The following is a 24,864-nucleotide window of genomic DNA, read 5'->3' as shown; positions in this document are numbered from 1 at the left end:
CGCAATCGCGCCCGCCTGCGTTTCGTATGAGCCTTGATGCTCAAACACCATCCTGACCGCTCGTGCGCGGACCTCTGGCGAGTAGCGATTTGCCATTTTGCTTTTCGTCATAACCATCATCCTTACTGAAGCTATAGGTCTCCGACAAACTCGGGGCGATTCAGTGCGCCCATAAAAGCGATAGGCGATCGAGGCAAGGCTGTCGCCGGGGCTGACGATATAGGTCTGAATTTCGGGGGCGGCATGGGCGGGCCCTGACAGGGTGGCCAGCAACAGCGCGGTGTCGACCTGTCCTTCGGCGGTGACCAGCGATTTGGGCGCCTCGACCTTACCCTTCTTGGCGGCGTCACTGACCAGCGCGTGAATGTAGCTTTCCGACTGGCCCTGACGCAGGGCCCGGATGATCAGCGCCTCAAGATCGATCGGTGCGCCGGCGAGTGTGGGGGCCATGGCGGGGGCTGCGGCGACGGTTTGCGGCACCTCAAGGCGAGCCGGGGCCTCTTTCGGCCGCACGATGCGCGGCGCTTCAGGCTGAGGGGCGACGGCTTCGATCTCTGCCGGTACGGGCGCGAGCGTGGCCAGGCTCGACAGGTCGGTGTCGGCGCGGGTCACATCGGCAAAACTTGGCGCGACAAGATCGGCAGAACGACGCGGTTTGCTCGGCTGAACAAGGATCAAGGCGATGGTCACGGCGAAAAAAGCTGCAACGATCAAGGAAACACGTATCATTTCAAAAACCCTTCAATACAATAGATCGAAGGGGCCTGTCCGGTTGGACACGGGCCTGCGAAGGTCGAAATATGGCCTTTAGCATGCGCAAACACCGCGCGTCCCCCAAGTGTTTAACCGCCGACCTGTTGTGGCCGTGCCGCTCAAGTGGCCCAGATGTGGTCGAAAGAGGAAGAATCGGTCAATATAAAGTGATTCGCAGCGCGGAAACTTTTTGATTTTGCAATCGATGCTTGCGAGGTGGGGTGGGAAACCTCTTTGATTTGGTGCTTTTGCCCCGGTACGCGTGCCGAACCGCTAGCCATTTTCGCGCAGAATCCCACCCGCAAGATAGAGCGATCCACAGATCAGGATGCGGGCTTTTGGTGTATGGGCGACAATCGCGCGCACAGCATCAAGCGCGCTCGCGGCGGTGTCGGCGGCAAGGCCGACGCCTGCTGCGGCGCGGGCGGTTTCTTCGGCGGGCAGGGTGTTGGCCTCGCCGGGGATCGACAGCGCGGTCAGGCTTGTGCCCTCGGCCGCGAGCGGCGCGAGGTAGCCGGAAATGTCCTTGGTGTTGAGCATGCCACAGATCAGATGCGTCGGCCGCTTGGGAAGACCGGCAAGATGCGCGCCAAGCGCAAGACCCGCCGCCGGGTTATGCCCGCCGTCGAGCCACAACTCGGCCTCGGGGGCGGCCTCGACCAGTGGGCCGGTGGCAAGGCGTTGCATGCGGGCAGGCCAGAACGCCGAGGTCATGGCGGCCTCATAGGCGGCGTCGCCCATGTCGAGATGGCGCAGCGCGGCCAAGGCGGCTCCGGCGTTTTCGATCTGATGCGCGCCGGGCAGGTTGGGAAGCGGCAGATCGCGCAAGCCGGTTTCGTCCTGAAAGACAAGGCGGCCACGCTCAACGCTGACGTGCCAATGCTGGCCCTGCGCGATAAGGGGCGCGCCAAGACGGCGGGCGGTGGCCTCGATCACCTCCATCGCCTCATCCTCTTGCGGGCCGACAACGCAGGGCACGCCGCGCTTGAGAATGCCGGCCTTTTCGCCTGCGATCTTGGCCAGCGTGTTGCCGAGGTATTGCTCGTGGTCGATGGAGATCGGCGTAAGGATGGTCAGCGCGGGTTTGGCCACGACATTGGTGCAATCAAGCCGCCCGCCAAGCCCGGTTTCAAGCAGGGTGAAATCGGCAGGCGTGCGCGCCATGGCAAGGATCGCGGCGCAGGTGGTGATCTCGAAATAGGTGATCGCCTCGCCGTTGTTGGCGGCGTAGCATTCATCCAGAACCGCCGTCAGGTGATCCTCGGAAATAAGGTCACCCGCCAGCCGGATACGCTCGTGAAACCGGGCCAGATGCGGCGAGGTATAGGCATGCACGCGTTTGCCTGCGGCCTCAAGCCCGGCGCGGATCATCGCCTGGGTGCTGCCCTTGCCATTGGTGCCGGCCAGGTGGATCACCGGAGGCAGATCGTTTTGCGGATTGCCAAGCGCGTCCAAAAGACGCCAGACCCGATCAAGCGTGAGGTCGATGATCTTGGGGTGCAGCGCCATCATCCGTTCAAGAATGGCGTCGGATGTGGGGGCGGTCATTTTTTGGCGGGTTTCTCGTTGGGCAGCGTCTCAGCCTTGACCGGCTGCGGTGCGGGGGGGCTTGCCTCGGGCGCGGGCAGATCGCCACGCACGGCGGGCGGCATTCCCATCAGCATGCGGGTGATGGTGATCAACTCGTCGCGCATCTCGGTGCGCGGGGTCACGCGGTCAAGCATGCCATGCTCAAGCAGGTATTCGGCGCGCTGAAACCCTTCGGGCAGCTTTTCGCGGATCGTCTGTTCGATCACCCGCGGCCCGGCAAAGCAGATAAGAGCGCCCGGCTCGGCAATATGCACATCGCCCAGCATTGCATAGGAGGCGGTCACGCCGCCGGTGGTCGGATGGGTCAGCACCACGATATAGGGCAGCCCCGCCTCGCGCAGCATCTGCACGGCCACGGTGGTGCGCGGCATTTGCATGAGGCTGAGGATGCCTTCTTGCATGCGCGCGCCGCCTGCCGCCGAGAACAGGATCAGCGGGCGCTTGAGTTTGACCGCCGTTTCAGCGGCGGCAATGATCGCATTGCCCACATACATGCCCATCGAGCCGGCCATAAAGCTGAAATCCTGCGCGGCGGCGACAATCGGCGTGCGGCCAATCTCGCCGGTGGCGACAAGCATCGCCTCTTTCTCGCCGGTGGTCTTTTGCGCGGTCCGCAGGCGGTCGGGGTATTTCTTCTGGTCGCGAAAATGAAGCGGGTCGGGGTTTGGCAGGGGCACGTCCACTTCCGAAAACACGCCGCCGTCAAACAGTCCGGCAAAGCGCTCGCGTGGGGTGATCGGCATGTGATTGCCGCAACTGGTGCAAACGTTAAGATTACCGCTCAACTCGCGGTGAAACAGCATGGTTCCGCAGTCGTCGCATTTGGACCACAGGTTTTCGGGCACTTCGCGGCGCGAGAAGATCGAATTGATCCTTGGGCGCACGTAATTGGTGATCCAGTTCATCGGGCCGGTCCCTCAGTTGCGTTTCGACCCTGAAATAAGCGGGCCGGAGAGGAAATGCAATCAGCCACGCAACGCAAGCCGGATTGCCAGCCAGCCACAGGCAAGGATCATCATGTCAATCGGCATGAAGGCCCAGAAGGCGGCGCCATCTTCCACCGAGAACGGATAGGAATAAAGCGCAAGCCCATCAAACTGTCCCTGCGGTGCGGTGATCAGGATGGCGCCGAAATTGTTGATGAAATGAAGCGCGGTTGCCGGGCCAAGCGTGCCGAACCGCGCGGTAAGATCGCCCGCCGCAATGCCGAACGCCCCGGCCCAAAGCACCACGACCCAGGCGTTCGTGCCAAAGGTGGCGGGATCATAATGCAACAGCGCAAAGCCGATCGACGGCACCCCGATCCAGATCAGGGGCGAGGAAAACCGCGCCGCAAGCTGGCTTTGAAGATAGCCGCGAAACACCACCTCTTCGGCAAAAACCTGAATGAACAGACCGATAAGAGCGAGCGGCAGGAACTTTAGCCACGTGCCAAAGGCCAGATTCGGCTCGGGCTCCATGCCCTCGGGCAGCGGCAGCATCATGATCACCACGTAAAGCACCAGCATCGCGACAAGCGCGCGGCGAAACTGTCGGCTGGCCGGGCCAAGCGCGCCGACAAGCGTCACGAACCTGCGCTTGTGCACCACCCGGAGGGCAACGGCGAGCGCGATGATCAACATGGCAAAGATAAACAGGTTCACCAACACGCCGACCGGGCTTGTGGCGTTCTCGATGCTGGGCGACAGGCGCGCCCAGACATCGCTGGGAAACACCAGCTGCAAGATCTGGGCATAGCTGTAACTCAGCACCAGAAACAGAAGCGTGCCAAGCACCGCCCCCCCGATCAGATAGGTCAGGCGAGCGGTCGCGCGCGCGGGCGCAACAAGGCTGTCATGGGCATCATATCGCATGACGGGCACGCTATCCGGGCTTACCGGGTGTTGCAATCGGCTTGCCTGTCTCGCGGCTCTGGCCTAGACCGTTGCCCAGCGTTTACCGGGAGGCCCCTCATGACCAAATTCGACAAAGCCAAATTGCCCAGCCGTTATGTGACAGAGGGCCCCGCGCGGGCCCCGCATCGGTCGTATTACTATGCCATGGGCATGAGCGAGGCGGAAATTCACCAGCCGCTCGTCGGTGTTGCCACCTGCTGGAACGAAGCAGCGCCGTGCAACATCGCCCTCAACCGTCAGGCACAGGCCGCCAAGATGGGCGTCAAAGAGGCCCACGGCACGCCGCGCGAATTCACCACCATCACCGTAACCGACGGCATCGCGATGGGCCATGAGGGCATGCGATCCTCGCTGGCCAGCCGCGAGGCGATTGCCGACACGGTGGAATTGACCATGCGCGGCCATTGCTATGACGCGCTTGTCGGTCTGGCGGGTTGTGACAAGTCGCTGCCGGGGATGATGATGGCGATGGTGCGTCTTAACGTGCCGTCGGTGTTTCTCTATGGCGGCTCGATCCTTCCGGGTCGTCTTGATGGCAAGGATGTCACCGTTCAGGATGTGTTCGAGGCCGTCGGCCAGCATCAGGCCGGCAATATGACCACCTGCGAGCTTGAAAAGCTCGAAGCGGTGGCCTGTCCGTCGGCGGGTGCCTGCGGTGGTCAGTTCACGGCCAACACCATGGCCTGTGTCTCCGAGGCGATCGGCCTTGCCCTGATGAACAGCTCGGGCGCGCCCGCGCCCTACGAGAGCCGCGACCAATACGCCGAGGCCTCTGGTCGAGCGGTGATGAACCTTCTGGAAAAGAACATTCGGGCGCGCGACGTGGTCACGCTCAAATCTCTGCAAAATGCCGCCCGTGTCGTGGCCTGTACCGGCGGGTCGACCAATGCCGGGCTGCACCTGCCGGCGATTGCCCATGAGGCGGGGATTGATTTCTTCCTTGATGATGTCTGCGAGATTTTCCGCGACACGCCCTATTTCGTCGATCTCAAGCCCGGCGGTGCCTATGTTGCCAAGGACCTCTACGAGGTTGGCGGCGTGCCGGTGGTGATGAAAGAGCTGCGCAAGGCGGGTCTTTTGCATGAGGATTGCATGACCGCCGACGGCACCACCATTGGCGAGGCGCTCGACAAGATCACCCGCGAGGCCGATGGTAAGGTGATCTATCCGATCTCGGCCCCGATCAGCAAAACCGGCGGTGTTGTCGGCCTCAAGGGCAATCTTGCCCCGGCCGGCGCGATCGTGAAAGTCGCGGGCATGACCGAAGAGCAGCAGGTCTTTACCGGCCCGGCGCGGGTGTTTGAATGCGAAGAGGACGCCTTTGAAGCGGTCAAGGCGCGGTCCTACAAAGAGGGCGAAGTGCTTGTGATCCGCAACGAGGGCCCCGCAGGCGGCCCCGGCATGCGCGAAATGCTGGCCACCACGGCCGCGCTTTCGGGGCAGGGCATGGGCAAGAAGGTGGCGCTTATCACCGATGGGCGTTTTTCCGGTGCGACGCGCGGCTTTTGTGTGGGTCACGTCGGCCCCGAGGCCGCCCATGGCGGGCCGATTGCCCTGTTGAAAGACGGCGACATGATCACGCTGAATGCCCTGACCGGCGAATTGTCGGTCGCGCTCAGCGATGAAGAGCTGGCCGCGCGCAAGGCCGATTGGAAAGGTCCGCGCGAGACGCTCTATGCAAGTGGCGCGCTCTGGAAGTACGCCCAACTTGTTGGCGAGACATATAAAGGCGCGGTGACCCATCCTGGGGCCAAGGCCGAGCGCCATGTCTACATGGATCTCTGATCAAACCACGGCCCGGCGGATCATGCGCCGGGCCTTTTTCACGATGCTGATCCTGCCGCTGGCCGCCTGTCTTGAAGGCGTGCCGGGGGCTGGGTCTGGCGCGCGTGCGCCTGTGCTCAGCAAGGTGATGTTTTACGACGGTGACGTGACCGTGGCCGGGCCGCGCGGCTATTGCATTGATCCCCAGAGCGTCAAGCGCGGTGCAAGCGGCAGCTTTGCGTTGCTGGCCAGTTGCGAGAGCCTGACCGGCAGGGCCGGAGTGGTGGTTGATCCTGCAGTCCTGACGGTGTCGGTTCTGCCGCAGCGGGTGGGAGTGAGCCAGCCGAATTCAGCGGAAATGACCCGCGCCCTGGCCCCGGACAAGGTTTTGCTGGGTTTTGACGGAGACGGGATATCGCTGGTTCATGTTGCAAGTGGCGGGCGCGCGGTGCTGCCTAAGGGCGATCCGTCTTATTGGCGGGCTGGCATGGTGATCAACGATCACCTGATCGGCCTTGCGATCTATGGGCCGAAAGGTGGCGTTGTCGCCGGTGATGCGGGGCGCGATCTGTTGATGGATCTGGCCGAAGAGTTGCGCGAGCAGAGCCCCCAACGCAGCTTTGCCCCCACCGCGGCGGCAGCGGGTGAAACATCGTCAAATGACGTGACGCAACCCGTCACCAAGGCCAAGAAAGGCCTTGATATGCTTTTGAGTGGATTGTTTCCAATCAAAGGTTAATGCTATGTAAGTAGTTATTGGGCACACTGTTAGCACACCACGTCCAGACGAGACTTACATGGTAATACCGGAATGAAATTTCTAGATTTGGTTGTGCAGCGCCAAGGCCTTCGCAAGTGGAGCCAGGCGGCGCGCAATGCCCCTATGATGAGCCTCGAAAATCTGCGCAGGGAGCGTGCCCGCGCCCGCAAGCTTATGTATTCATTGAACGAAGTGATCTCGACGGCGGATAACCGTCTGGCCTTGCCGATGATCGGTTCGAACGCGTTTCCCAAGCCGCATGGCACCGATTGGTCCTGGCGGCCAGAGCTTTGGCGCGAACCTTTGCCGACGCCGGGCATGGCCTCGGTCCAGTCAAAGTCGATGCTGGGGCGCGAAGTGACATTGTTTCACGATTGCGCACATTCCGAGCTTTCCTTGCGGCAATTGCGCAACAGCCGCGAGGCTGATCTTGCGCCTTACGGGCTTCGGATGGATGTGTTTGCCTTTGACGGATCGTTCCTGTCGGTGGTGCTGGATTTTCCGCAAGAGGCGGTTAATGGGCTGACGCGCAAGCACCTGTTGCGGATGGATACGATTGTCGAGATGGAAAAGCCACTTGAGATTTTCGCGCGCCTCAACATCAAGCATGGCCCCAATACCGAACAGATCGTGCGTGAATTGCCGCTGCACGAGGATGAGATCATGGTCGAGTTTGACCTCGCCTATTCCAACCTCAACGAAAAGCGGGTGGAGCGGGCGTGGATCGACCTGATCTTCGAGAACCCGCAGATGAGCCAGGTGGTCTTGCACGACCTCACCTTTAGCCGCCGCCCGCGCGCGGAATTATAAGAAAGGACCCCCGGATGAGTGAGCTGACGCTGACCAAAACGCGCCTGTTTGAAGGGGTCTGGGAAGGGGTTCTGACCTATGAGGGCACGGGCAATTACCAGCCCCAGATCGAGGTGATGCATCTTCAAAGGCCGGTGCCGGATGTCGAGGTTGTCGAAAAGCCGGATGACGGTCTCTGGGTCGTGCGGGTGCCGGTGCCTGCGGCGGCGATTGCCGACGGGGTTCAGACCTTTGTAATCCGCGATGCCCGCAGCGGCGAGGTGCTCGACAGTTTCGCGCTCTTGTCCGGTGATGTGCTTAGCTATGACATCCGCTCGGAAATCTCGCTTTTGCGCGAAGAACTCGACCTGTTGAAACGCGCATTCCGGCGGCATTGTCTGGAAACCATTTAGAGCGCATCTGTGACAGCCTGCCGCATCCCCTTGAGGACGCGCAGGGCTACCTCCTGATTATCGGCACACCCAATCAATGGAGAACGTCACATGTTTAAAGGTCTTGGACTTTCAATCGCGATCATCACCGCAGGCATGCTTGGCCTGCCCGTGGCCATTCTGGCCGCCCTGTAACGGTTAATCTCGTTTTCCAAGGGGCCGGGGGCGTAATGAGTGCGCATCCCGGCCTTTTTCGTGTCCTGTGCCTAGCTGTCTTTCGGCAGGGCAACGATGGCGGGCTCTGCCTCGGGGGCGAGTTCCTCGAAATCGAAGTTGTCGAGACGGCGGGCGCGGCGCCCGGCCTTGTCGGCGGAAATCTTGATATCCGAGATATCCTTGGCGGCCTGATTGAAATGCCGGTCAAGGTTTTCCACCCGCGTGCCCAACCGCTCTACATCGCCGAACAACAGGCCTAATTCGCGCCGGATCGCGCCGGCCTGTTCGCGCATGCGGGCATCCTTGAGAATGGCGCGCATGGTGTTGAGCGTCGCCATGCAGGTGGTCGGCGACACGATCCAGACGCGCGCGGCAAAGCCGTCGCGCACCAGTTCGGGGAAATTGGCGTGCAGCTCGGCATAGACCGCCTCGGAGGGCAGAAACATCAGCGCGCCATCGGCGGTTTCGCCGTCCAGAATGTATTTCTCTGAAATGTCGCGGATGTGTTTCTTGACCGAGACGCGCAGAAACTTGGCGGCCTCGTTCAACTCCCAATCGGTCTTGGCGCGGCGCAGGGCCTCATAGGCTTCTAGAGGGAATTTGCTGTCGATACAGATCGGCCCCGGCGGGTTGGGCAGGTGGATAAGGCAATCGGCGCGCCGCCCGTTCGACAGCGTGTGTTGCAGGCTATAGCTATCCGAGGGCAGGGCCTTGGTCACGATATCGGTCAGCTGGATTTCACCGAACGCCCCGCGGGTCTGTTTGTTGCTCAGGATGTCCTGAAGCGACAGAACATCGCCCGAGAGCTTGGTGATATTATCCTGCGCCTTGTCGATTGCCTGAAGCCGCTGTTGCAGATCGCCAAGCGATTGCGCGGTGCGCCGGGCCGAGCCTTGCAGGTTTTCCGACATCTGCTCAGACACCTGCGAGAGGCGCTTTTCCATCAGTTGAAGCAGATGCGATTGCGCCGCTGCCTGTGCCTCGGAAACATGGTTGAGCCCGCCGGCAAGCTGGTGTTGCCCGTCGCTGAGCCCCTGCACGCGAAGCCCCAATTGCCCGACTTGCTGCGCCAGCGGCTCGGCAAGGTTGGCCGAGCGTGCCGAGGAGCGCACCGCCATGATCAACAGGATCAGGATCAGCAGCACGATTGCGGCGCCAAAAAGGGCGGCCAGCACAAGCGGATCGCTAAGCGAAAACTGGGTATCGCCGATCTGAATCATGTGCGACCAAACAGGCGTTCGATGTCAGACAGACGCAGCTCGACATAGGTGGGGCGGCCGTGGTTGCACTGGCCTGATAGCGGCGTGCGTTCCATTTCGCGCAGCAGGGCGTTCATCTCCTCACCGCTCATGCGCCGCCCCGAGCGGATCGAGCCGTGACAGGCAACCCGCGACAGGATCGCGTCGATGCGCGATTTGAGGGTCTGGCTGTCGCCCTGATCGGCGAGTTCATCGAGGATATCGCGCAACAGGGCAGGGGCGTTGACCTGACCCAGAATGGCGGGTGTTTCGCGCACCGCGATGCTGCCCGGCCCGAAGGGTTCCATCACAAGGCCAAGCCGTGCAAGATCCTCCGCCGCGTCAAGCAGGATGGCGCAATCGGCCTCGGATAGGTCAACAATATCGGGGATCAAAAGCGCCTGCGAGGCAACGCCGGTGTCGGCCATCTGTGCCTTGAGGCGTTCATAGACCAGCCGTTCGTGCGCGGCGTGCTGATCGACGATGACCATGCCGGTTTCGGTCTGGGCAATGATATAGTTTTCATGCACCTGCGCGCGCGCCGCCCCAAGCGGCAGGGCGGTTGCGGGGGGCTCGTCTGGCTCTTGCGTGCCGACCTCGCGCGGGTCCGATTCGACCCGCGCGCTATAGGCTTGTTGCATCTCGGCAAAACCGGGCGCTTGCGATTGATAGGCAAGGGTGCGGGCGGCAGAAGAGGGGCGATCCATCTGGTAGACACGCGCGCCTTGGGCGGCGATTGGTTCGGGGCGAAACGCCCCGAGCGTGGCGTCGGCAACCGTGCTTGAGGCGCGATGCCCGGCCTCGGCCAGAGCATGGCGCAGCCCCGACACGATAAGCCCGCGCGCCAACCCCGGATCGCTAAAACGGACCTCGGATTTGGCTGGATGCACGTTCACATCCACAAGCGTCGGGTCGCAGTCGAGAAACAGCGCCGCCGCCGGGTGGCGGTCACGGCTAAGGACGTCGCTATAGGCAGCGCGCAGCGCGCCATAGAGCATCTTGTCGCGTACCGGGCGACCATTCACGAAGAGGTATTGCGTCACCGAAGAGCCGCGCGAATAGGTCGGCAGGGCGGCATAGCCTGTCATGCTGAGCCCCTCGCGCGTCGCCTCGATCCGCAGGGCGTTCTCGGCGAAATCCGCCCCGATCACCCGTGCCAGCCGCCCGTGCAGAGCATCGAACAGATCGCCGGTTTCCGGGTCGGCGCGAAAGGTGATCCGCCCTTCGCCGCCCCCCGACACATCGCGCAGGGTAAAGCCCACAAACGGCTCGGCCATGGCAAGGCGCTTGATGGTATCGCTGATCGCCTGATTCTCGGCGCGGTCGCTGCGCATGAACTTGAGCCGCGCAGGCGTGGCATAAAACAGATCGCGCAGGGACACGGTCGTGCCGGAATTCAGGGCGGCGGGTTTGACCGCACCCATCTGGCCGCCAGATACCGAGATTTCAGCCGCCTCGAACCCGCGCGCCCGCGAGGTGATGGTCAGCCGACCAACCGCGCCAAGCGAGGGCAGGGCCTCGCCGCGAAACCCGAAGGAATGGATGTTGAGAAGATCCGAGCCGTCAATCTTTGACGTTGCATGACGCGCCAGGGCCAGCGGCAGTTGTTCGGGCGCGATGCCACAGCCATCGTCGCGCACCCGAATAAGGGTTTTGCCGCCATCGGCAATTGCCACCTCGATCCGCGTGGCGCCTGCATCAAGCGCGTTTTCCACCAGTTCCTTGACCGCAGAGGCCGGGCGCTCGACCACCTCGCCGGCGGCGATACGATTGATCGCGCCCTCGTCAAGTTGGCGAATTGTCGGCTGGGCCGGGTCTATATTGGGGTTGGCGATGCTCATACCGCAAGACTTAGCACGGCTTTGGGCGATTCTGCCAGATGTGGCGAAGCGGGAGAGCTGCCAATCCGGCATAAAAAAGCCCGGGCGCGAACGCCCGGGAAAATCTCTTCTGGCTGATCAGGGAGGAGGAGAGATCAGCCTTTGGAGAATTCTGGATAGGCCTCCATGCCAAGCTCTGCCATGTCGAGGCCGTTGATCTCGTCCTCTTCGCTGACGCGCAGGCCAAAGATGCCCTTGAGCAGCAGCCAGACGATGGTCGAGGCGACAACAACAAAGGCGCCGACGATCAGGATCGAGATGATCTGGGTGCCAAAGTTTGCATCCGAGTTGGTCAGCGGCACAGCGAGCGTGCCCCAGATACCGGCAAAGAGGTGCACCGGGATGGCGCCCACGACGTCGTCGATCTTGAATTTGTCGAGCATCGGCACGGCGAAGACCACGATCGCACCGCCAACACCACCGATCAGAGTGGCCTGAATAAGCGAGGGCGTCAGCGGCTCGGCGGTGATCGAGACCAGACCGGCCAGGGCACCGTTCAGGATCATCGTAAGGTCAGGCTTTTTATAGAGCATCTGAGTGAGGATCAGAGCAACAACGGCACCCGCAGCAGCGGCAGTGTTGGTGTTCGAGAAGATCCGGCTGATGTCAGCCACGTTGCCGGCGGTGTCCATGTAAAGTTGCGAGCCGCCGTTAAAGCCGAACCAACCCAGCCACAGGATGAACGTACCCAGAGTGGCAAGTGCAAGGTTCGAACCGGGGATCGGGATCACGCGGCCGTCTTTGGCGTATTTGCCGATGCGCGGCCCAAGGATGATGGCGCCCGTCAGAGCGGCCCAGCCACCGACCGAGTGCACGACGGTCGAGCCGGCGAAATCAAGGAAACCCATTTCGTCAAGAAAACCGCCGCCCCATTTCCAGCTCGCCTGAACCGGATAGATCACAGCCGTCAGAACGATGGTGAACATCAGGAACGGCCAGAGCTTGATCCGCTCGGCCACGGCACCCGACACGATTGAAGCGGTGGCCGCACAGAACATCAGTTGAAAGAAGAAGTCAGAGCCGACCGAGGCATAGGTCAGGTCAGGTTCGGCACCGGCAAGGCCGACCGGCTCGAGCGAGGTGATCGAAAAGGCGCCAAGGATGCCCTGCATGCTCCAGCCATCGCCCGGATACATCAGGTTATAGCCGAGGATGTAGTAGAAAATCGAGGCGAGTGAGAAGAGCGCCATGTTCTTGGTGAGCTGCATCGCGACGTTCTTGCCGCGCACAAGGCCCGCTTCGAGCATGGCAAAGCCGGCGGCCATGAAAAACACCAGAAAGCCCGAGACGAGGAACATGAAGGTGGTGAAGATAAACCCGATATCGGCGTTTGTCGGCGTCGTATCGGCCTCTTGTGCAAGGCCAAGCTGCGGCAGCGCGATAAGCGTTGCGGCAAGGCCAAGTTTAGTCATGGAATTCATTGTGCTGTCCTTTCCCCTGCGCGCTGTTAAAGCGCGTCGTCGTTGGTTTCGCCGGTGCGCACGCGCACGGCCTGAGCGATGTCGAGAACAAAGATCTTGCCGTCACCGATCTTGCCGGTGCGGGCGGTCTTGGTGATGGTCTCGACCACCTGATCGGCCATGCCGGCGCTTACGCCGATCTCAAGCTTGATCTTGGGCACGAAATTCACGGCGTATTCGGCGCCGCGATAGATTTCCGTGTGTCCTGACTGCGAGCCGAAGCCCTTGATTTCGGTAACCATCATGCCGCGCACCCCGATATCGGTCAGCGCTTCGCGGACCTCTTCGAGTTTGAACGGCTTTATCGTTGCAATGATGAGTTTCACGTCTACCCCTTTCGGTTTCCTGTGGCTCAGCGCGTTATTTGCACCTGCAGAAAAAGCGCCGGGCGCAGATTCTTGAAGTCGCAAGGCGGGTTTTGGGGGCGATTGTCGCAGTCTTTTGATTAAAAAAGAGGCGCAAAGGTTAATCCGCCTAATAAATGGGCGAACGGAAAAGCTGCGAGTCGTGTTCCGGGGTCTCTACTTTTGGGAAAGGGCAGGGTAGAGTGGCGCAAAGAAACAGGTCCGGGCAGGACGAGCATGAGTACTTCAGGACGTAAAAGGCCGCCCTTGGTGGCGCCCAAGCGCACGCGCAAGACCCCGGCGAAACCGGCGGCCAAACGGGCGCGGCGCAAACCGGCGCGCAGCCGCAACCCGATCATCGCCTTCTTTACGCGCATTATCGGCTGGGTCTTTCGGGTCATCTGGGGGATCAGCTGGCGGATTGGCGTGGTTATCACGCTGATCGTCGGTGTGGCGGTGGCCTATACCTATACCACCCTGCCGGAATATGCCTCGCTTCTGGACGGGCGCGCAAAAGGCTCGGTCACGCTTTTGGATAGCAAGGGCGACGTCTTTGCCTGGCGCGGCGATCAGTTTGGCGGCGTGATTGATGCCGACACGGTCAGCAAACACCTCAAGAACGCGGTGATCGCCACCGAAGACCGGCGGTTTTACATGCATCCCGGCGTTGATCCAATTGGCATTGCAAGCGCGATCCGCATCAACCTGCGCGAGGGCCGTGGTCCGCTGTCGGGCAATGGCGGCTCGACCATCACCCAGCAGACTGCGAAATTGCTGTGTTTCGGCGTCGAGTTCGACGAAACACAATGGAAGAATGAGGCCGAGTATATCGCCGATTGCCGCCGCTCATCGCTTTGGCGCAAGGCGAAAGAGGCGATCTATGCCCTCGCGATGGAGGCGAAATACACCAAGGATCAGGTTTTGTCGGTCTACCTCAACCGGGCCTATCTTGGTGGCGGGGCTTACGGCGCCGAGGCCGCGGCACAGCGCTATTTCGGCAAATCGGCGGCCAACCTCAACCCCTCCGAGGGGGCGATGCTGGCCGGGCTTTTGACGGCGCCGTCGACATTGGCCCCCACAAGCAACCTTGAACGCTCGCAAAACCGGGCCTCGGTGGTGATCGGCTTGATGCGCCGTCAGGGGTATTTGTCCGATAGCGAGGTTGCCATCGCCCTGGCCAACCCCGCAGAGCTATCGGCGGCGGCAGAGGCGCAGGCCGGCGGTTATTTCGCCGATTGGGTGATGGCCTCGGGGCCAGAGTTCTTTACCCGCGACACCACCGAGGATGTGATCATCAAGACCACCCTCGATCAGCGCATTCAACGCGCCGCCGAGGATGCCTTGAAGTACATCTTCGAGGAGAAGGTGCGCGAGGGGTCCAAGGCGCAGGCGGCGATTGTCGTCATGTCCGCCGATGGCGCGGTGCGCGGCATGGTGGGCGGGCGCAAGACCAAGGTCGTGGGCGCCTTCAACCGCGCGACACAGGCCAATCGCCAGACCGGATCGGCGTTCAAGCCCTTCGTTTATGCCACCGCGCTTGAGTTGGGATACCACTATGATTCCGTCGTGGTGGATGAGCCCTATTGTCTTAACATTGCGGGGTCGGGGCGCTGGTGCCCGGAGAACTATACCCGCAAGCATTATGGCCGCGTGACCCTCGCCGAGGCGCTGCGCCAGTCGCTGAACATACCGGCGGTCAAGATATCGGAAAGCGTGGGCCGCGAACTTGTGCGCAAGGTGGCCAGCGATTTCGGTATCGAAAGCGATCTGGCGGCGGGGCCGGCGCTGGCGCTTGGGGCCTCGGAAAGCACGCTGATCGAGATGACCGGGGCCTATGCCGGCATTCTCAACGGCGGTTCGTCGGTGACGCCCTATGGCCTTGTCGAACTTAGCCTTCTGGGCGACAGCACCCCGCTGATGGGCAGTGGCGGCGGTATTGGTGAGCGGGTGATCCGCGAAGAGGCCGCCCGCGAGCTCATTTATATGATGAGCCGGGTGGTCGATGGCGGCACTGGCGGGCGCGCCAAATTGCCGGACCGCGAGGCGGCCGGCAAGACCGGCACCACTCAGGCGGCGCGCGATGCGTGGTTTCTGGGCTTTAGCGCCGATTACGTGGCCGGCGTCTGGATGGGCTATGACGACAACACGCCCCTCACCGGGGTGACGGGCGGCGGGCTTCCGGCGGAAATCTGGCACGAGACGATGGTGCGGGTGCATGAAGGCGTGCCGGTCAAGCCGCTGCCGATGCTGCGCCCGGCGCCCAAGCCCGCACCGGCACCCGCCCCGCGACAGCGGCGCGAGCAGAGACCACGCAGCAACAACCCGATTGAAAATATCCTGCGTGGTATCTTCGGGGGCAACTGAAAACGGCGCCCAAAGGGGCGCCGTTCAGCAGGGTTCGGATCTGTTTGATCCGGGATCAGCCGGCCTTCTTGAGGTCCGCGATCATCGCGTTGATATCACCGTTGCGCCGATCCAGCATCGCGCCCACCTCGGTGCGTTCACTCAGGCGCAGGCTGATGCCTTCGATGATCATGTCAAAGAACAGGTCCTTGCCCGAGCGGTCAGAGACCAGAAAGCTGACCTCGAAGGGCGCTTCGCCGCGCAGGTAGGCGGTTGATTTGACTTCGTGCCAGGATTTCACCTGTTTGACCGAGTTCACCTCGATCCGCCCACCGACGAATTCATTGAACCGCTTGCCGTATTTGCGCGCGATATAGCTCCGGAAGGCCTTGGTAAAGGCGGCCATCTGGCCACTGGAAATGCGGTTGGCATCGGCCCCGAGGGTCGAGCGGGCAATGATGTTCACATCGGCATAGCGCGTGAAGATACGCTCGAAATCCGCAATCATGCCGGACACGGGTTTGCCCGAGGCGATCACGCGGTTGATATCCGACACGATCGCATCAACAAGCGTGCGCGCCCGCGCATCGGTCAGAGCCAAGGCCCCCGACGGCAGGGCGGCCAGCCCTGAAAAGGCAAGACCGGTGGCAAGAACATGGCGGCGACAAAGGTTACTGGTCATAAGGGTCCTCCATCGAGCGGGAAGTGGCGGGTACATCGTAGGGGTCTACATAGGCACTGCTTGACGTTCCGCCCAGTTCAAACCGGCGATTTTGAAGATAAAGTGATCGTGACTGCGCGTAACTGTCCGCGCTCTCATAGAGAATGGAATCGATCGTATCGCCATATTTCTCGCGTTTGCTAAGACCGGCCGAAACCGCAGCGGCGGTGCCATAGAGGTTTTCGGGCGACTCAAGCACATAGCTGAGCGGGTTGGTGAAAAGATCCACCGCCATGCCCCAGGTGTCGCGCTCGGTTGACGGGCCGAGAATCGGCAGCTCGACATAAGCGCCCTCGCGTGCGCCCCAGACATGCAGGGTTTGGCCGAAATCGGTATTGGTGCCCGCAGCCATGCCCATTTCGCTGGCCGGGTCGAAGAACCCGCCAAGACCGACAGTGGTGTTCACCAGCAAGCGCGCAGTATCCCGGAGCGCGCCGCGCATGTTCAGCTGCAGCACATTGTTGACGATGTCGCTTGGCAGCGACAGGTTGACCGCAAACCGCACAATCGCGTTCTCGATGTCGTCGGGCACCACGCTGGTATAGCCCTTGGACACAGGGCGCAGTAAGGCCCGGTCAACGCCACGGTTGAACTGATGCACCTCGCGGTTTTGACTCTCGTAGGGGTCAAACGCCTCTTGCGTGGTCCGCGACGGATCAGGCTTGGCACAGGCCGCAAGCAGCACCAACCCGATCAGGGCGGCAACACGACAAGCGGGCCGGGACAGGTGTTCAATAGGTAAAGGCAGCAATTTAAATATCCGCAAATTTAGGTAGGCACAGGGTTACATATACGATCGGGCGAACAAACCCAGCATCGTAGAAAGCTTGTTCACAATGCTGTGGCAGAATGGTGACATTGGCATTACACGGAAAAACCGTTTCTTTGCATGATCACACCTATAGCATACGGGATAATAATGCGATTGGATAAGCGAAAACTTGAAGCCGGGCACGAAGAATTGCGCGCCGCCCGCCGTGAAAGCCGAGGTCTTTACTGGTTTGTCGGCGTGTTCAGCTTTTTTGCGAACCTGCTGATGCTGACCGGTCCTATTTACATGCTTCAGGTCTATGACCGGGTGTTGGGAAGCGGCTCTGTCGAGACGCTGATCGCGCTGTCGGTGCTTGTGGTGTTCCTTTACGGCATGATGGCGCTTCTGGATTATGCCCGAGGGCGAATCATGGGCCGTGTCGGCGCCCGCTTTCAGGCGCGTCTTGACCGGCGGGTGTTTGACGCGGTCATTCGCAAATCTGCCGTTGCCCCGGATGCCACAAGTGCCACCGGCCTGAGCAATCTGGAATCGGTGCAGCGGTTGATGACATCTCCGGTCCTGCTGTCGATTTTCGACATGCCCTGGACTCCGTTCTTCTTTGCTGCGATCTGGGTGTTTCATCCGTGGTTGGGCACGCTGGCGCTTCTTGGCGGGCTTGTTCTGGTGTTTGTGACCGTGATCAACCAGTTCGTGATCCGCAACCCGCTCAACCGCGCCAACAACGCTAGCGTCCAGGCCGAAGCAACCTCACAGAAACTGCGCGCCGAGGCCGAAATGGTTCAGGCGATGGGCATGCGCGACGCCGCATTTGACCGCTGGCAGATGGCGCGCAAAACCGCCCTTGTCGAGCAGATTCGCTCGGCTGATATCGGCGGTAGCTTTACGACCACCACCAAGGCGTTTCGGCTGTTTTTGCAATCGGCCATGCTTGGGCTTGGGGCCTATCTTGTGCTGCAGGGCGAGATGACGCCGGGCGGCATGATCGCCGGTTCTATCCTTTTGGGCCGCGCCCTGGCGCCGATTGAACAGGCCATCGGCCAGTGGGCGCTGATTCAGCGCGCCGCCAAGGGCTGGACCACCCTGGCCGAATTGCTGGCCTCTGTGCCGCCGGAAGAGCCGCGCACACCTTTGCCCGATCCGCGCGCCATTCTGGAAATGCAGCAGGTCACCGTGGTGGCGCCGGGCGAAAGTCAGGCGGCCCTCAAGTCGATTACGTTCAAGCTACAGCCGGGGCAGGCGCTTGGCGTGATCGGCACCTCTGGGGCGGGCAAATCGACCCTGGCGCGGGCCATTACCGGCGTCTGGCGTCCGGCGGGGGGTAAAATCCGGCTTGATGGCGCGTCGCTTGAGCAATACGACCCGGCGGTTCTTGGACGCCATATCGGATACCTGCCGCAGCGCGTGCAGCTTTTCGAGGGCACAATCGCCGAGAACATTGCCCGCCTGTCACCAGAACCAGACGCGGCCAAGGTGGTCGAGGCGGCGCAAAAGGCCGATGCCCATGCCATGATTCTGAAGCTGCCCGATGGCTATGACACCAAGGTAAGCGCCAATGGCGGGCGTCTTTCGGGGGGGCAGATGCAACGGATCGGCCTTGCACGCGCAATGTACGGCGACCCGAAGATCCTTGTTCTGGACGAACCGAATTCCAATCTCGACAACGAGGGAAGCGAGGCCGTGAACACGGCGATCCGCGGCTTCAAGGCCGAAGGCAAGGCCGTGGTCATCGTGGCGCATCGCCCCACTGTCATCAAGGAATGCGATCTTTTGCTGATGCTGGACAACGGTATGATGCGGTCGTTCGGGCCACGTGACAAGGTTCTGCAGGAGGTTCTGCAAAACCCAAAGGAAACGGCGAAGACACCCGCCATGGGAGGCATCCAATGAGCGCGCCAACTGACAACGCGTGGTCGGCGCGCGTGCCGGTCCTTATCGGGCTTTTCGGGTTGGTGTTGCTGGTCGGCGGCTTTGGAACATGGGCCACCCTGACCAAGATTTCCGGGGCGATCATCGCCAGCGGGCGCATCGAGGTGGATCAGAACCGCCAGGTGGTTCAGCATCCCGATGGCGGTGTTGTCGCCGCGATTGATGTGAAAGAGGGCGATCACGTGGCCGAAGGGCAGGTTCTGCTGCGGCTGGACCCGACGCAATTGCGATCGACCCTCTCGATCACCGAAAACCAGCTTGCGGAACTGATGGCGCGGCGCGGTCGCCTTGAGGCCGAGCGTGACGGGCGCACCGAGATTGTCTTTGATCCGCTTCTGAAGGAACTGGCCGCGCAAATGCCGGATGCGGCCAACCTTATGAGCGGACAGGAAAACCTGTTGCGTGCGCGCGCCGAAACCAGTGCCGCCGAGATCGACCAGCTCAACAAGCGGCGCGCCCAGACCGCCAATCAGATCGAAGGCATCGCCGCACAGCAGGCCGCGCTGACCCGTCAGCTTGAGCTGATCGAACAGGAATTGCGCGACCAGCAGTCGCTTTTTGATCGTGGCCTGGCACAGGCCGGGCGGGTTCTTGCCCTGCAACGCGAACAGGCGCGCCTGACCGGCTCTGTCGGCGAGCTGACCGCACAAAAGGCACAGGCGGGCGGGCGCATCACCGAGATCGAGATCCAGATTCTCAAACTTGGCTCGGACCGGCGCGAAGAGGCGATCACCACCCTGCGTGATCTGCAATTCCGCGAGCTTGAGCTGCGCGAGCAACGCCGCGCCCTGATCGAACAGATGAGCCGCCTCGAGATCACCGCGCCGGTGGCGGGGGTGGTCTATGACATGACTGTTTTTGCCCTGCGCTCGGTCGTGCGCCCGGCCGATCCGGTGCTTTTCATCGTGCCGCAGGATCGCGCCCTCGTGATCAACGCGCAGGTCGATGCGATCCATGTGGACAAGCTTTTCCTTGATCAGGAGGTCACCCTGCGCTTCACCGCGCTTGATCAGCGGCGCACCCCCGAACTGACCGGGCGCGTCACCCAGATCTCTGCCGATGCCTTTCAGGACGAGGCGACGCGCGCCAGCTATTACCGGGCCGAAATCGTGCTTGTCGAGGGCGAACAGGCGCGCCTGCCCGAGGGCACGACCCTGATCCCCGGCATGCCGGTCGAGGCCTTTATCCGCACCGAGGATCGCACCCCGATCGCCTATCTGGTCAAACCTTTCACCGATTATCTGAGCAAAGCCTTCCGCGGATAGGCGGATTTGATGGCACGCCGCGCCGTTTTTCGATTTCATTCCAGAAAAACAGCGATTAGCGTCGGGGCAACGCTGCACCAAGGGAGATGTGAACATGGGTCAATTTGAATCAAAGCTTGCCGAGATGGGGGTTACCCTTCCCGAGGCCCCGGCCCCTGCGGCCAATTATGTGCCCTATGTGCAAGCCGGTGACATGCTCTATGTCTCGGGCCAGATTGCCAAGGATGACAACGGTTTGATCATCGGCACACTTGGCGACGACATGGATGCGGCGGCAGGTGCCGCGGCGGCCAAGGTCTGTGCGATTGCGCTTTTGGCGCAGGTCAAGGCCGCCTGTGGCGGCGATCTCGACCGCCTTGTCCGGGTGGTCAAACTGACCGGTTTCGTCAATTCCACCGCCGATTTCACCGATCAGCCGCAGGTGATCAACGGCGCTTCCGACTTTATCGGCGAGGCGCTTGGCGACGCGGGCAAACACGCGCGCGCCGCCGTCTCGGCGCCGTCCTTGCCGTTTGGCGTGGCGGTTGAAATCGACGGGGTGTTCCAGATCAGATGACGGCCCTTCCAGAGGTGTTTTTCCGCCTGCCGCTGGCGCATCGCGGGCTGCATGACGTGGCGGATGGGCGACCCGAAAATTCGCGCGCGGCAATCCGTGCGGCGATTGACGCGGGCTATGGCATCGAGATTGACCTGCAACTGTCGCGCGATGGGCGTGCGATGGTGTTTCATGACTACGACCTTGGCCGATTGGCCGGCGTCAAGGGCCCGGTGCGTCAACGCGATGCCGCCGAGCTTGGGCAAATCCCGCTCTTGGGCGGCGATGAGGGCATTCCCGATTTCGCCGAGGTGCTGGCGCTTGTCGCCGGGCGCGCCCCGCTTTTGGTAGAGCTCAAGGATCAGCATGGCCAGATGGGCGACACCGATGGCACGCTGGAGCGGGCCACGGCGCGGTGTCTTGCGGATTACACCGGCCCGGTCGGGCTGATGTCGTTCAACCCGCATATGGTTGCTCGCCTCGCCAGCCTTGCGCCGGATGTGGCGCGCGGGATCGTCACCTGTGGCTATAGCGCCGAGGATTGGCCGCTGTTGCGCGCCGAGACCCGCGCGCGGCTTCGCGATATCCCCGATTACGGCGCGACCGGATCGGTTTTTGTCAGCCACGATATCGACGATCTCGACAACCCGCGCCTGGCCGACCTCAAGGCCGAGGGGGCCGGCGTGTTCTGTTGGACCGTGCGTTCGGCGCAAGCCGAGGCAGAGGCGCGCAGGATCGCAGATAATATCACATTTGAGGGCTATCTTCCCACGCCCGCCGCTTGATCCGCGCGCAAGGCGGGCCAGATAGAACCTGTGGCAAGAGAACGGCGGGGCCGATGACGCAAAGCGAGCTAGTGATAAGCCTGCACGACGCCCTGGCGCAGATCGGGCCAGAGGCCTGGGATGCCTGCGCCTGCCCCGAGGCCGCAAGTGGCGGGCGCCCGAATGATCCCTTCACCACCTATCGGTTTCTCAAGGTACTGGAAGACAGCCGCTCTGTCGGCGTCGGAAGCGGCTGGCAACCACATTACATGACCGCCGAGGCCGAGGGGCAAATCATCGCCTGCGCGCCGCTCTACCTCAAATCCCACAGTCAGGGCGAATATATCTTCGATCACAATTGGGCCGACGCCTATGAGCGGGCGGGCGGACGCTATTACCCCAAACTTCAGGTTGCCGTGCCGTTCACGCCGGTCACCGGACGACGGCTTTTGGTGCGCCCCGGCTTTGAAGAGATCGGGCGCGCCGCCCTTGTTCAGGGCGCGGTCGAGACCGCCGGGCGCAATGCGCTCTCGTCGCTGCACCTGACCTTTTGCACCGAGGACGAGGCCCGCGCCGGCGCAGCCATGGGCCTTATGGCGCGCAAAAACCAGCAATATCACTGGGTCAATCGCGGCTATGGCGATTTTGACGCCTTCCTCGCCGATCTTTCGTCGCGCAAGCGCAAGACCATCCGCAAGGAACGCGCCCGCGCGCAGGGCTTTGGCGGCGAGATCGAGCAGCTGACCGGCGATCAGATCAAGCCGCACCACTGGGATGCGATCTGGGCGTTTTACCAGGACACCGGCGCGCGCAAATGGGGCACGCCATATCTTACGCGGGCGTTCTTTGATCTCGCCCACGAGCGGCTGCGCGATGACATCCTGTTGGTCTTGGCGCATCGCGAGGGCCGGGTGGTGGCGGGGGCGATGAACCTGATTGGCACCTCGGCACTTTATGGCCGATACTGGGGCTGCACCGAGGAGCACCCCTGCCTGCATTTCGAGCTATGCTATTATCAGGCGATGGATTTCGCGATTGCGCAGGGGCTTGATCGGGTAGAGGCTGGTGCGCAGGGTGAACACAAGCTGGCGCGCGGCTATTTGCCGGTGGGCACCCATTCATTGCACTGGCTGCGCGATGAGGGGTTCTCCGAGGCTGTCGCGCATTACCTTGAGGCAGAGCGCGCGGCGGTGGATGAGGATATCGAGTTTCTCACCGGCTATGGCCCGTTCCGCAAAACCGATATGGAGGATCACGAATGAGCGAACACCTGAGCGAGACCGCCCGCAAGACGACCCTGACGCCCTTGCTTGAAAACGGCTGGACGCTCGATGAAGAGCGGGACGCGATCTTCAAAGAGTTCAAGTTCGCCAATTTCGTCGAGGCCTTCGGCTTTATGACCCGCGCCGCGATCTGGGCCGAGAAGTGGAACCACCACCCGGAATGGTTCAATGTTTACAACAAGGTAAACGTGGTCCTGACCACCCATGACGTCGATGGGCTTAGCGCGCTTGACCTCAAGCTTGCCCGCAAGATGGACGGTCTGGCCGAGGGATGACGGCACCGCTGCGTGTGACCGGCATGCCGTGACGCGGGCGCTGACCCTGCCTTGCGAACAGGCCGCGCGCAACATTGCGATCTATCCATGGTTTCGCTTTTGCCAAAGCCTGATCTTCTGGCAGGCGGTCTGGTTTCTCTATTTCCAGGCGCAACTCTCCGCCACCGAGGCGATTGTGCTTTATGCCATCTATGACATCGGCACCACTGCACTTGAGGTGCCCTCGGGCTATATGTCCGACCGGCTTGGGCGGCGCTTTACCCTTTTGGCTTCGGCTGTGGCGGGGCTTGCCGGGGCGGTCTTGCTGGCGCTTGGCAATGATTTCGTCACCTTTGCCCTGGCGCAGATCCTGATGGGGGCAAGCATGGCCTTCGCGTCCGGCACCGAAAGCGCCATGCTCTATGAATCCCTCGTGGCCGCCGGTCGCAAGGCCGAGGTCGAGCAACAGGAACTCCGCGCTTGGCGGTTTTCCTTCACCGCGCTTGCGCTGTCCGCCATCACCGGCGGCGCCATGGCAACGCTTGCGCCGACTGCGCCGTTCTACGCAGGCGCGCTTGCCTTTGGTGGGGTGCTTTTACTTGCGCTGCGCTTTCACGAGCCACCCAAATCCGGCGCGCCCTTGCCCGAAGGGGCCGAGGTGTTGCGCCTGCAGTCGCTCAAATACGCACTGAACCAACCGGTTCTGATCCGGCTCTTCGCGCTCAGCGTGCTGATGTATGGCTTCAGCCATTTGCCCTTCGTCTTTGGCCAGCCCTTTATCCTCGCGGCCCTGAACGACGGTGGTCACGGCGCCAATGCGCCCATGGTCAGCGGCGCAGTTTCGGCGGTGATGATGGTTATTTCGGTGCTCGCCTCATGGTGGGCCCTGCGGCTTCGCCATTGGCTTGGCCTGTCTGCGATCCTGATGGTGGCCTTCACGATGCAGATCGCCCTGATCGGTGTTCTGGCGCTCAGCATCAACACCATCGTCATCGCGATGATGTTCCTTCGGATGGTGCCGGATTCGCTGTCAAAAGCGTTAATCGCCGCGCGGGTTCAGCCGGAATTGCAGGATGCCAGCCGCGCCACCTACCTGTCACTACAGAGCTTTTGCGCACGGCTCGCCTTTGCCGCGACGCTCTATCTCGCCTCCTTCGGCACGGCCAGCGATGGCACGATGCCCTAAGCCGATATCCAGCATATCCTGGGGCATTACGTCATCGGCGGCCTGATTTTCCTAACCGTTCTGATCATCGCCGCCCGGCGCCTGCCAATTGACGCGTCAAGATCCTTTTCTTCTTGCTGAAAATATCCCGGGGAGTGTGAGGGGCAGCGCCCCTCACCCCAACAAAAAAGAGCGACCTCAGCCGCTCTTTTCCGCACCCCTTCAAGATGGGTGTGGCTTACATAGCCGCCAAAAGCGATTCACCGGCGCTCACTTCGCAGGTGCCGGGGCTTTCCTCGGCATGCAGCAGGGTAACGGTGCCATCCTCGACCAGCATGGCATAGCGCTTGGAGCGACCATAAAGCCCGGCGGGCGGTGCGTCGAAATCCATGCCGATCGCCTTGGTGAACGCGCTTTGCGGGTCTGACATCATGCTCAGGCCCGCCTCGTTGGCGCCGGTTGCCTCGCCCCAGGATTTCATCACGAAGGGGTCATTGACGCTGATACAGATGATCTCATCCACGCCTTTGGCGTCAAACTCTGCCTTGGTGCGCACAAAGCTTGGTACATGTGCCGAATGGCAGGTCGGCGTATAGGCGCCGGGCACGGCAAAGATCACCACTTTGCGCCCTGCGGTATGTGCGCTCAGCGATACCTCTTGCGGACCGTCTGCGCCCAGTTGCAAAAGCGTCGCATCGGGAAGTTTGTCGCCTTTCGAAATACTCATGGTCGTTCCTCGTCTATCAAACGTGTTT

23 protein-coding genes are annotated in these 24,864 nt (G+C 61.7%); 12 read left to right on the top strand and 11 right to left on the bottom strand.

What is annotated here, in order from left to right; all coding sequences use genetic code 11:
- The 4 genes from ROG8370_RS11655 to ROG8370_RS11640 form a co-directional block, all read right to left on the bottom strand.
- The coding region (locus tag ROG8370_RS11655; protein WP_085827277.1) for a LysM peptidoglycan-binding domain-containing protein at positions 1–729 on the bottom strand (729 nt) is incomplete at its 3' end.
- Positions 730–1,026: 297 nt separating this feature from the next.
- On the bottom strand, positions 1,027–2,301 hold the full coding sequence (locus tag ROG8370_RS11650; RefSeq protein WP_085827275.1) for a bifunctional folylpolyglutamate synthase/dihydrofolate synthase: 1,275 nt from the start codon (positions 2,299–2,301) through the stop codon (positions 1,027–1,029).
- Complete coding sequence (gene accD / locus ROG8370_RS11645) at positions 2,298–3,248, bottom strand: acetyl-CoA carboxylase, carboxyltransferase subunit beta (RefSeq protein WP_085827273.1); 951 nt, start codon at positions 3,246–3,248, stop codon at positions 2,298–2,300. The genes ROG8370_RS11650 and accD overlap by 4 nt, the downstream gene beginning before the upstream one ends.
- Positions 3,249–3,308: 60 nt before the next feature.
- Positions 3,309–4,196 carry a CPBP family intramembrane glutamic endopeptidase gene (locus ROG8370_RS11640; protein WP_085827271.1) on the bottom strand — a complete coding sequence of 296 codons (888 nt, stop codon included), beginning with the start codon at positions 4,194–4,196 and terminating at the stop codon, positions 3,309–3,311.
- Positions 4,197–4,295: 99 nt separating this feature from the next.
- On the opposite strand from ROG8370_RS11640, the gene ilvD reads away from it, so the two are divergent.
- From ilvD to ROG8370_RS11620, 4 genes are all read left to right on the top strand, one after another.
- Positions 4,296–6,023, top strand: a complete 1,728-nt coding sequence (ilvD, locus tag ROG8370_RS11635; RefSeq protein ID WP_085827269.1) for a dihydroxy-acid dehydratase — start codon at positions 4,296–4,298, stop codon at positions 6,021–6,023.
- Positions 6,004–6,741, top strand: coding sequence for a hypothetical protein (locus tag ROG8370_RS11630; RefSeq protein WP_212580076.1), 738 nt, complete (start codon positions 6,004–6,006; stop codon positions 6,739–6,741). The genes ilvD and ROG8370_RS11630 overlap by 20 nt, the downstream gene beginning before the upstream one ends.
- 72 nt (positions 6,742–6,813) lie before the next feature.
- Positions 6,814–7,572, top strand: a complete 759-nt coding sequence (locus ROG8370_RS11625) for a DUF6478 family protein (RefSeq protein WP_085827268.1) — start codon at positions 6,814–6,816, stop codon at positions 7,570–7,572.
- Positions 7,573–7,586: 14 nt separating this feature from the next.
- The gene (locus ROG8370_RS11620) at positions 7,587–7,964 is read left to right on the top strand and encodes a hypothetical protein (RefSeq protein WP_085827266.1); all 378 of its coding nucleotides are present in this window, start codon (positions 7,587–7,589) and stop codon (positions 7,962–7,964) included.
- 245 nt (positions 7,965–8,209) lie between these two features.
- Here ROG8370_RS11620 and ROG8370_RS11615 read toward each other — a convergent pair whose 3' ends face one another.
- The 4 genes from ROG8370_RS11615 to ROG8370_RS11600 all read right to left on the bottom strand — a co-directional run bounded on the left by ROG8370_RS11615 (position 8,210) and on the right by ROG8370_RS11600 (position 13,063).
- Entirely contained in the window at positions 8,210–9,379 is a 1,170-nt protein-coding gene (locus tag ROG8370_RS11615) for a DNA recombination protein RmuC (protein WP_085827264.1), read from the bottom strand.
- On the bottom strand, positions 9,376–11,238 hold the full coding sequence (gene mutL / locus ROG8370_RS11610; RefSeq protein ID WP_085827262.1) for a DNA mismatch repair endonuclease MutL: 1,863 nt from the start codon (positions 11,236–11,238) through the stop codon (positions 9,376–9,378). The genes ROG8370_RS11615 and mutL overlap by 4 nt, the downstream gene beginning before the upstream one ends.
- Positions 11,239–11,372: 134 nt before the next feature.
- Complete coding sequence (locus ROG8370_RS11605) at positions 11,373–12,698, bottom strand: ammonium transporter AmtB (protein ID WP_085827261.1); 1,326 nt, start codon at positions 12,696–12,698, stop codon at positions 11,373–11,375.
- Positions 12,699–12,724: 26 nt separating this feature from the next.
- Positions 12,725–13,063: a P-II family nitrogen regulator gene (locus tag ROG8370_RS11600; RefSeq protein WP_085827259.1), complete on the bottom strand. Its 339-nt coding sequence runs from the start codon at positions 13,061–13,063 to the stop codon at positions 12,725–12,727.
- 255 nt (positions 13,064–13,318) lie between these two features.
- On the opposite strand from ROG8370_RS11600, the gene ROG8370_RS11595 reads away from it, so the two are divergent.
- Positions 13,319–15,445 carry a transglycosylase domain-containing protein gene (locus ROG8370_RS11595; protein WP_085827257.1) on the top strand — a complete coding sequence of 709 codons (2,127 nt, stop codon included), beginning with the start codon at positions 13,319–13,321 and terminating at the stop codon, positions 15,443–15,445.
- Positions 15,446–15,500: 55 nt separating this feature from the next.
- Here ROG8370_RS11595 and ROG8370_RS11590 read toward each other — a convergent pair whose 3' ends face one another.
- Together ROG8370_RS11590 and ROG8370_RS11585 are read right to left on the bottom strand one after the other, a co-directional pair.
- Complete coding sequence (locus ROG8370_RS11590) at positions 15,501–16,106, bottom strand: MlaC/ttg2D family ABC transporter substrate-binding protein (protein ID WP_085827256.1); 606 nt, start codon at positions 16,104–16,106, stop codon at positions 15,501–15,503.
- Positions 16,096–16,896, bottom strand: a complete 801-nt coding sequence (locus ROG8370_RS11585; protein ID WP_245827340.1) for an MlaA family lipoprotein — start codon at positions 16,894–16,896, stop codon at positions 16,096–16,098. The genes ROG8370_RS11590 and ROG8370_RS11585 overlap by 11 nt, the downstream gene beginning before the upstream one ends.
- Before the next feature lie 168 nt (positions 16,897–17,064).
- Here ROG8370_RS11585 and ROG8370_RS11580 point away from each other — a divergent pair, with 168 nt between their 5' ends.
- The 7 genes from ROG8370_RS11580 to ROG8370_RS11550 all read left to right on the top strand — a co-directional run bounded on the left by ROG8370_RS11580 (position 17,065) and on the right by ROG8370_RS11550 (position 24,130).
- A complete protein-coding gene (locus tag ROG8370_RS11580; protein ID WP_085827254.1) occupies positions 17,065–18,804 on the top strand; it encodes a type I secretion system permease/ATPase in 1,740 nt (579 codons plus the stop codon).
- Positions 18,801–20,108, top strand: coding sequence for an HlyD family type I secretion periplasmic adaptor subunit (locus ROG8370_RS11575; RefSeq protein WP_085827252.1), 1,308 nt, complete (start codon positions 18,801–18,803; stop codon positions 20,106–20,108). The genes ROG8370_RS11580 and ROG8370_RS11575 overlap by 4 nt, the downstream gene beginning before the upstream one ends.
- Positions 20,109–20,202: 94 nt before the next feature.
- Positions 20,203–20,664 carry a RidA family protein gene (locus ROG8370_RS11570; RefSeq protein ID WP_085827250.1) on the top strand — a complete coding sequence of 154 codons (462 nt, stop codon included), beginning with the start codon at positions 20,203–20,205 and terminating at the stop codon, positions 20,662–20,664.
- Positions 20,661–21,428, top strand: a complete 768-nt coding sequence (locus ROG8370_RS11565) for a glycerophosphodiester phosphodiesterase family protein (RefSeq protein WP_085827248.1) — start codon at positions 20,661–20,663, stop codon at positions 21,426–21,428. The genes ROG8370_RS11570 and ROG8370_RS11565 overlap by 4 nt, the downstream gene beginning before the upstream one ends.
- 53 nt (positions 21,429–21,481) lie before the next feature.
- Positions 21,482–22,669 (top strand): GNAT family N-acetyltransferase, encoded by a 1,188-nt coding sequence (locus tag ROG8370_RS11560; protein ID WP_085827289.1) that lies wholly within the window; start codon positions 21,482–21,484, stop codon positions 22,667–22,669.
- Positions 22,666–22,965, top strand: a complete 300-nt coding sequence (locus tag ROG8370_RS11555; protein WP_073196742.1) for a 4a-hydroxytetrahydrobiopterin dehydratase — start codon at positions 22,666–22,668, stop codon at positions 22,963–22,965. Before ROG8370_RS11560 ends, ROG8370_RS11555 begins: the two co-directional genes overlap by 4 nt.
- Positions 22,931–24,130, top strand: coding sequence for an MFS transporter (locus ROG8370_RS11550; RefSeq protein ID WP_245827339.1), 1,200 nt, complete (start codon positions 22,931–22,933; stop codon positions 24,128–24,130). The genes ROG8370_RS11555 and ROG8370_RS11550 overlap by 35 nt, the downstream gene beginning before the upstream one ends.
- A gap of 217 nt (positions 24,131–24,347) precedes the next feature.
- Here ROG8370_RS11550 and ROG8370_RS11545 read toward each other — a convergent pair whose 3' ends face one another.
- The gene (locus tag ROG8370_RS11545) at positions 24,348–24,836 is read right to left on the bottom strand and encodes a peroxiredoxin (RefSeq protein WP_085827246.1); all 489 of its coding nucleotides are present in this window, start codon (positions 24,834–24,836) and stop codon (positions 24,348–24,350) included.
- Between the last annotated feature and the right edge of the window lie 28 nt (positions 24,837–24,864).

The organism is Roseovarius gaetbuli (assembly GCF_900172365.1).
Lineage (GTDB): Bacteria > Pseudomonadota > Alphaproteobacteria > Rhodobacterales > Rhodobacteraceae > Roseovarius > Roseovarius gaetbuli.
The sequence above is the reverse complement of the archived record's forward strand: the minus strand, read 5'-3'. Positions and strand labels throughout refer to the sequence as shown.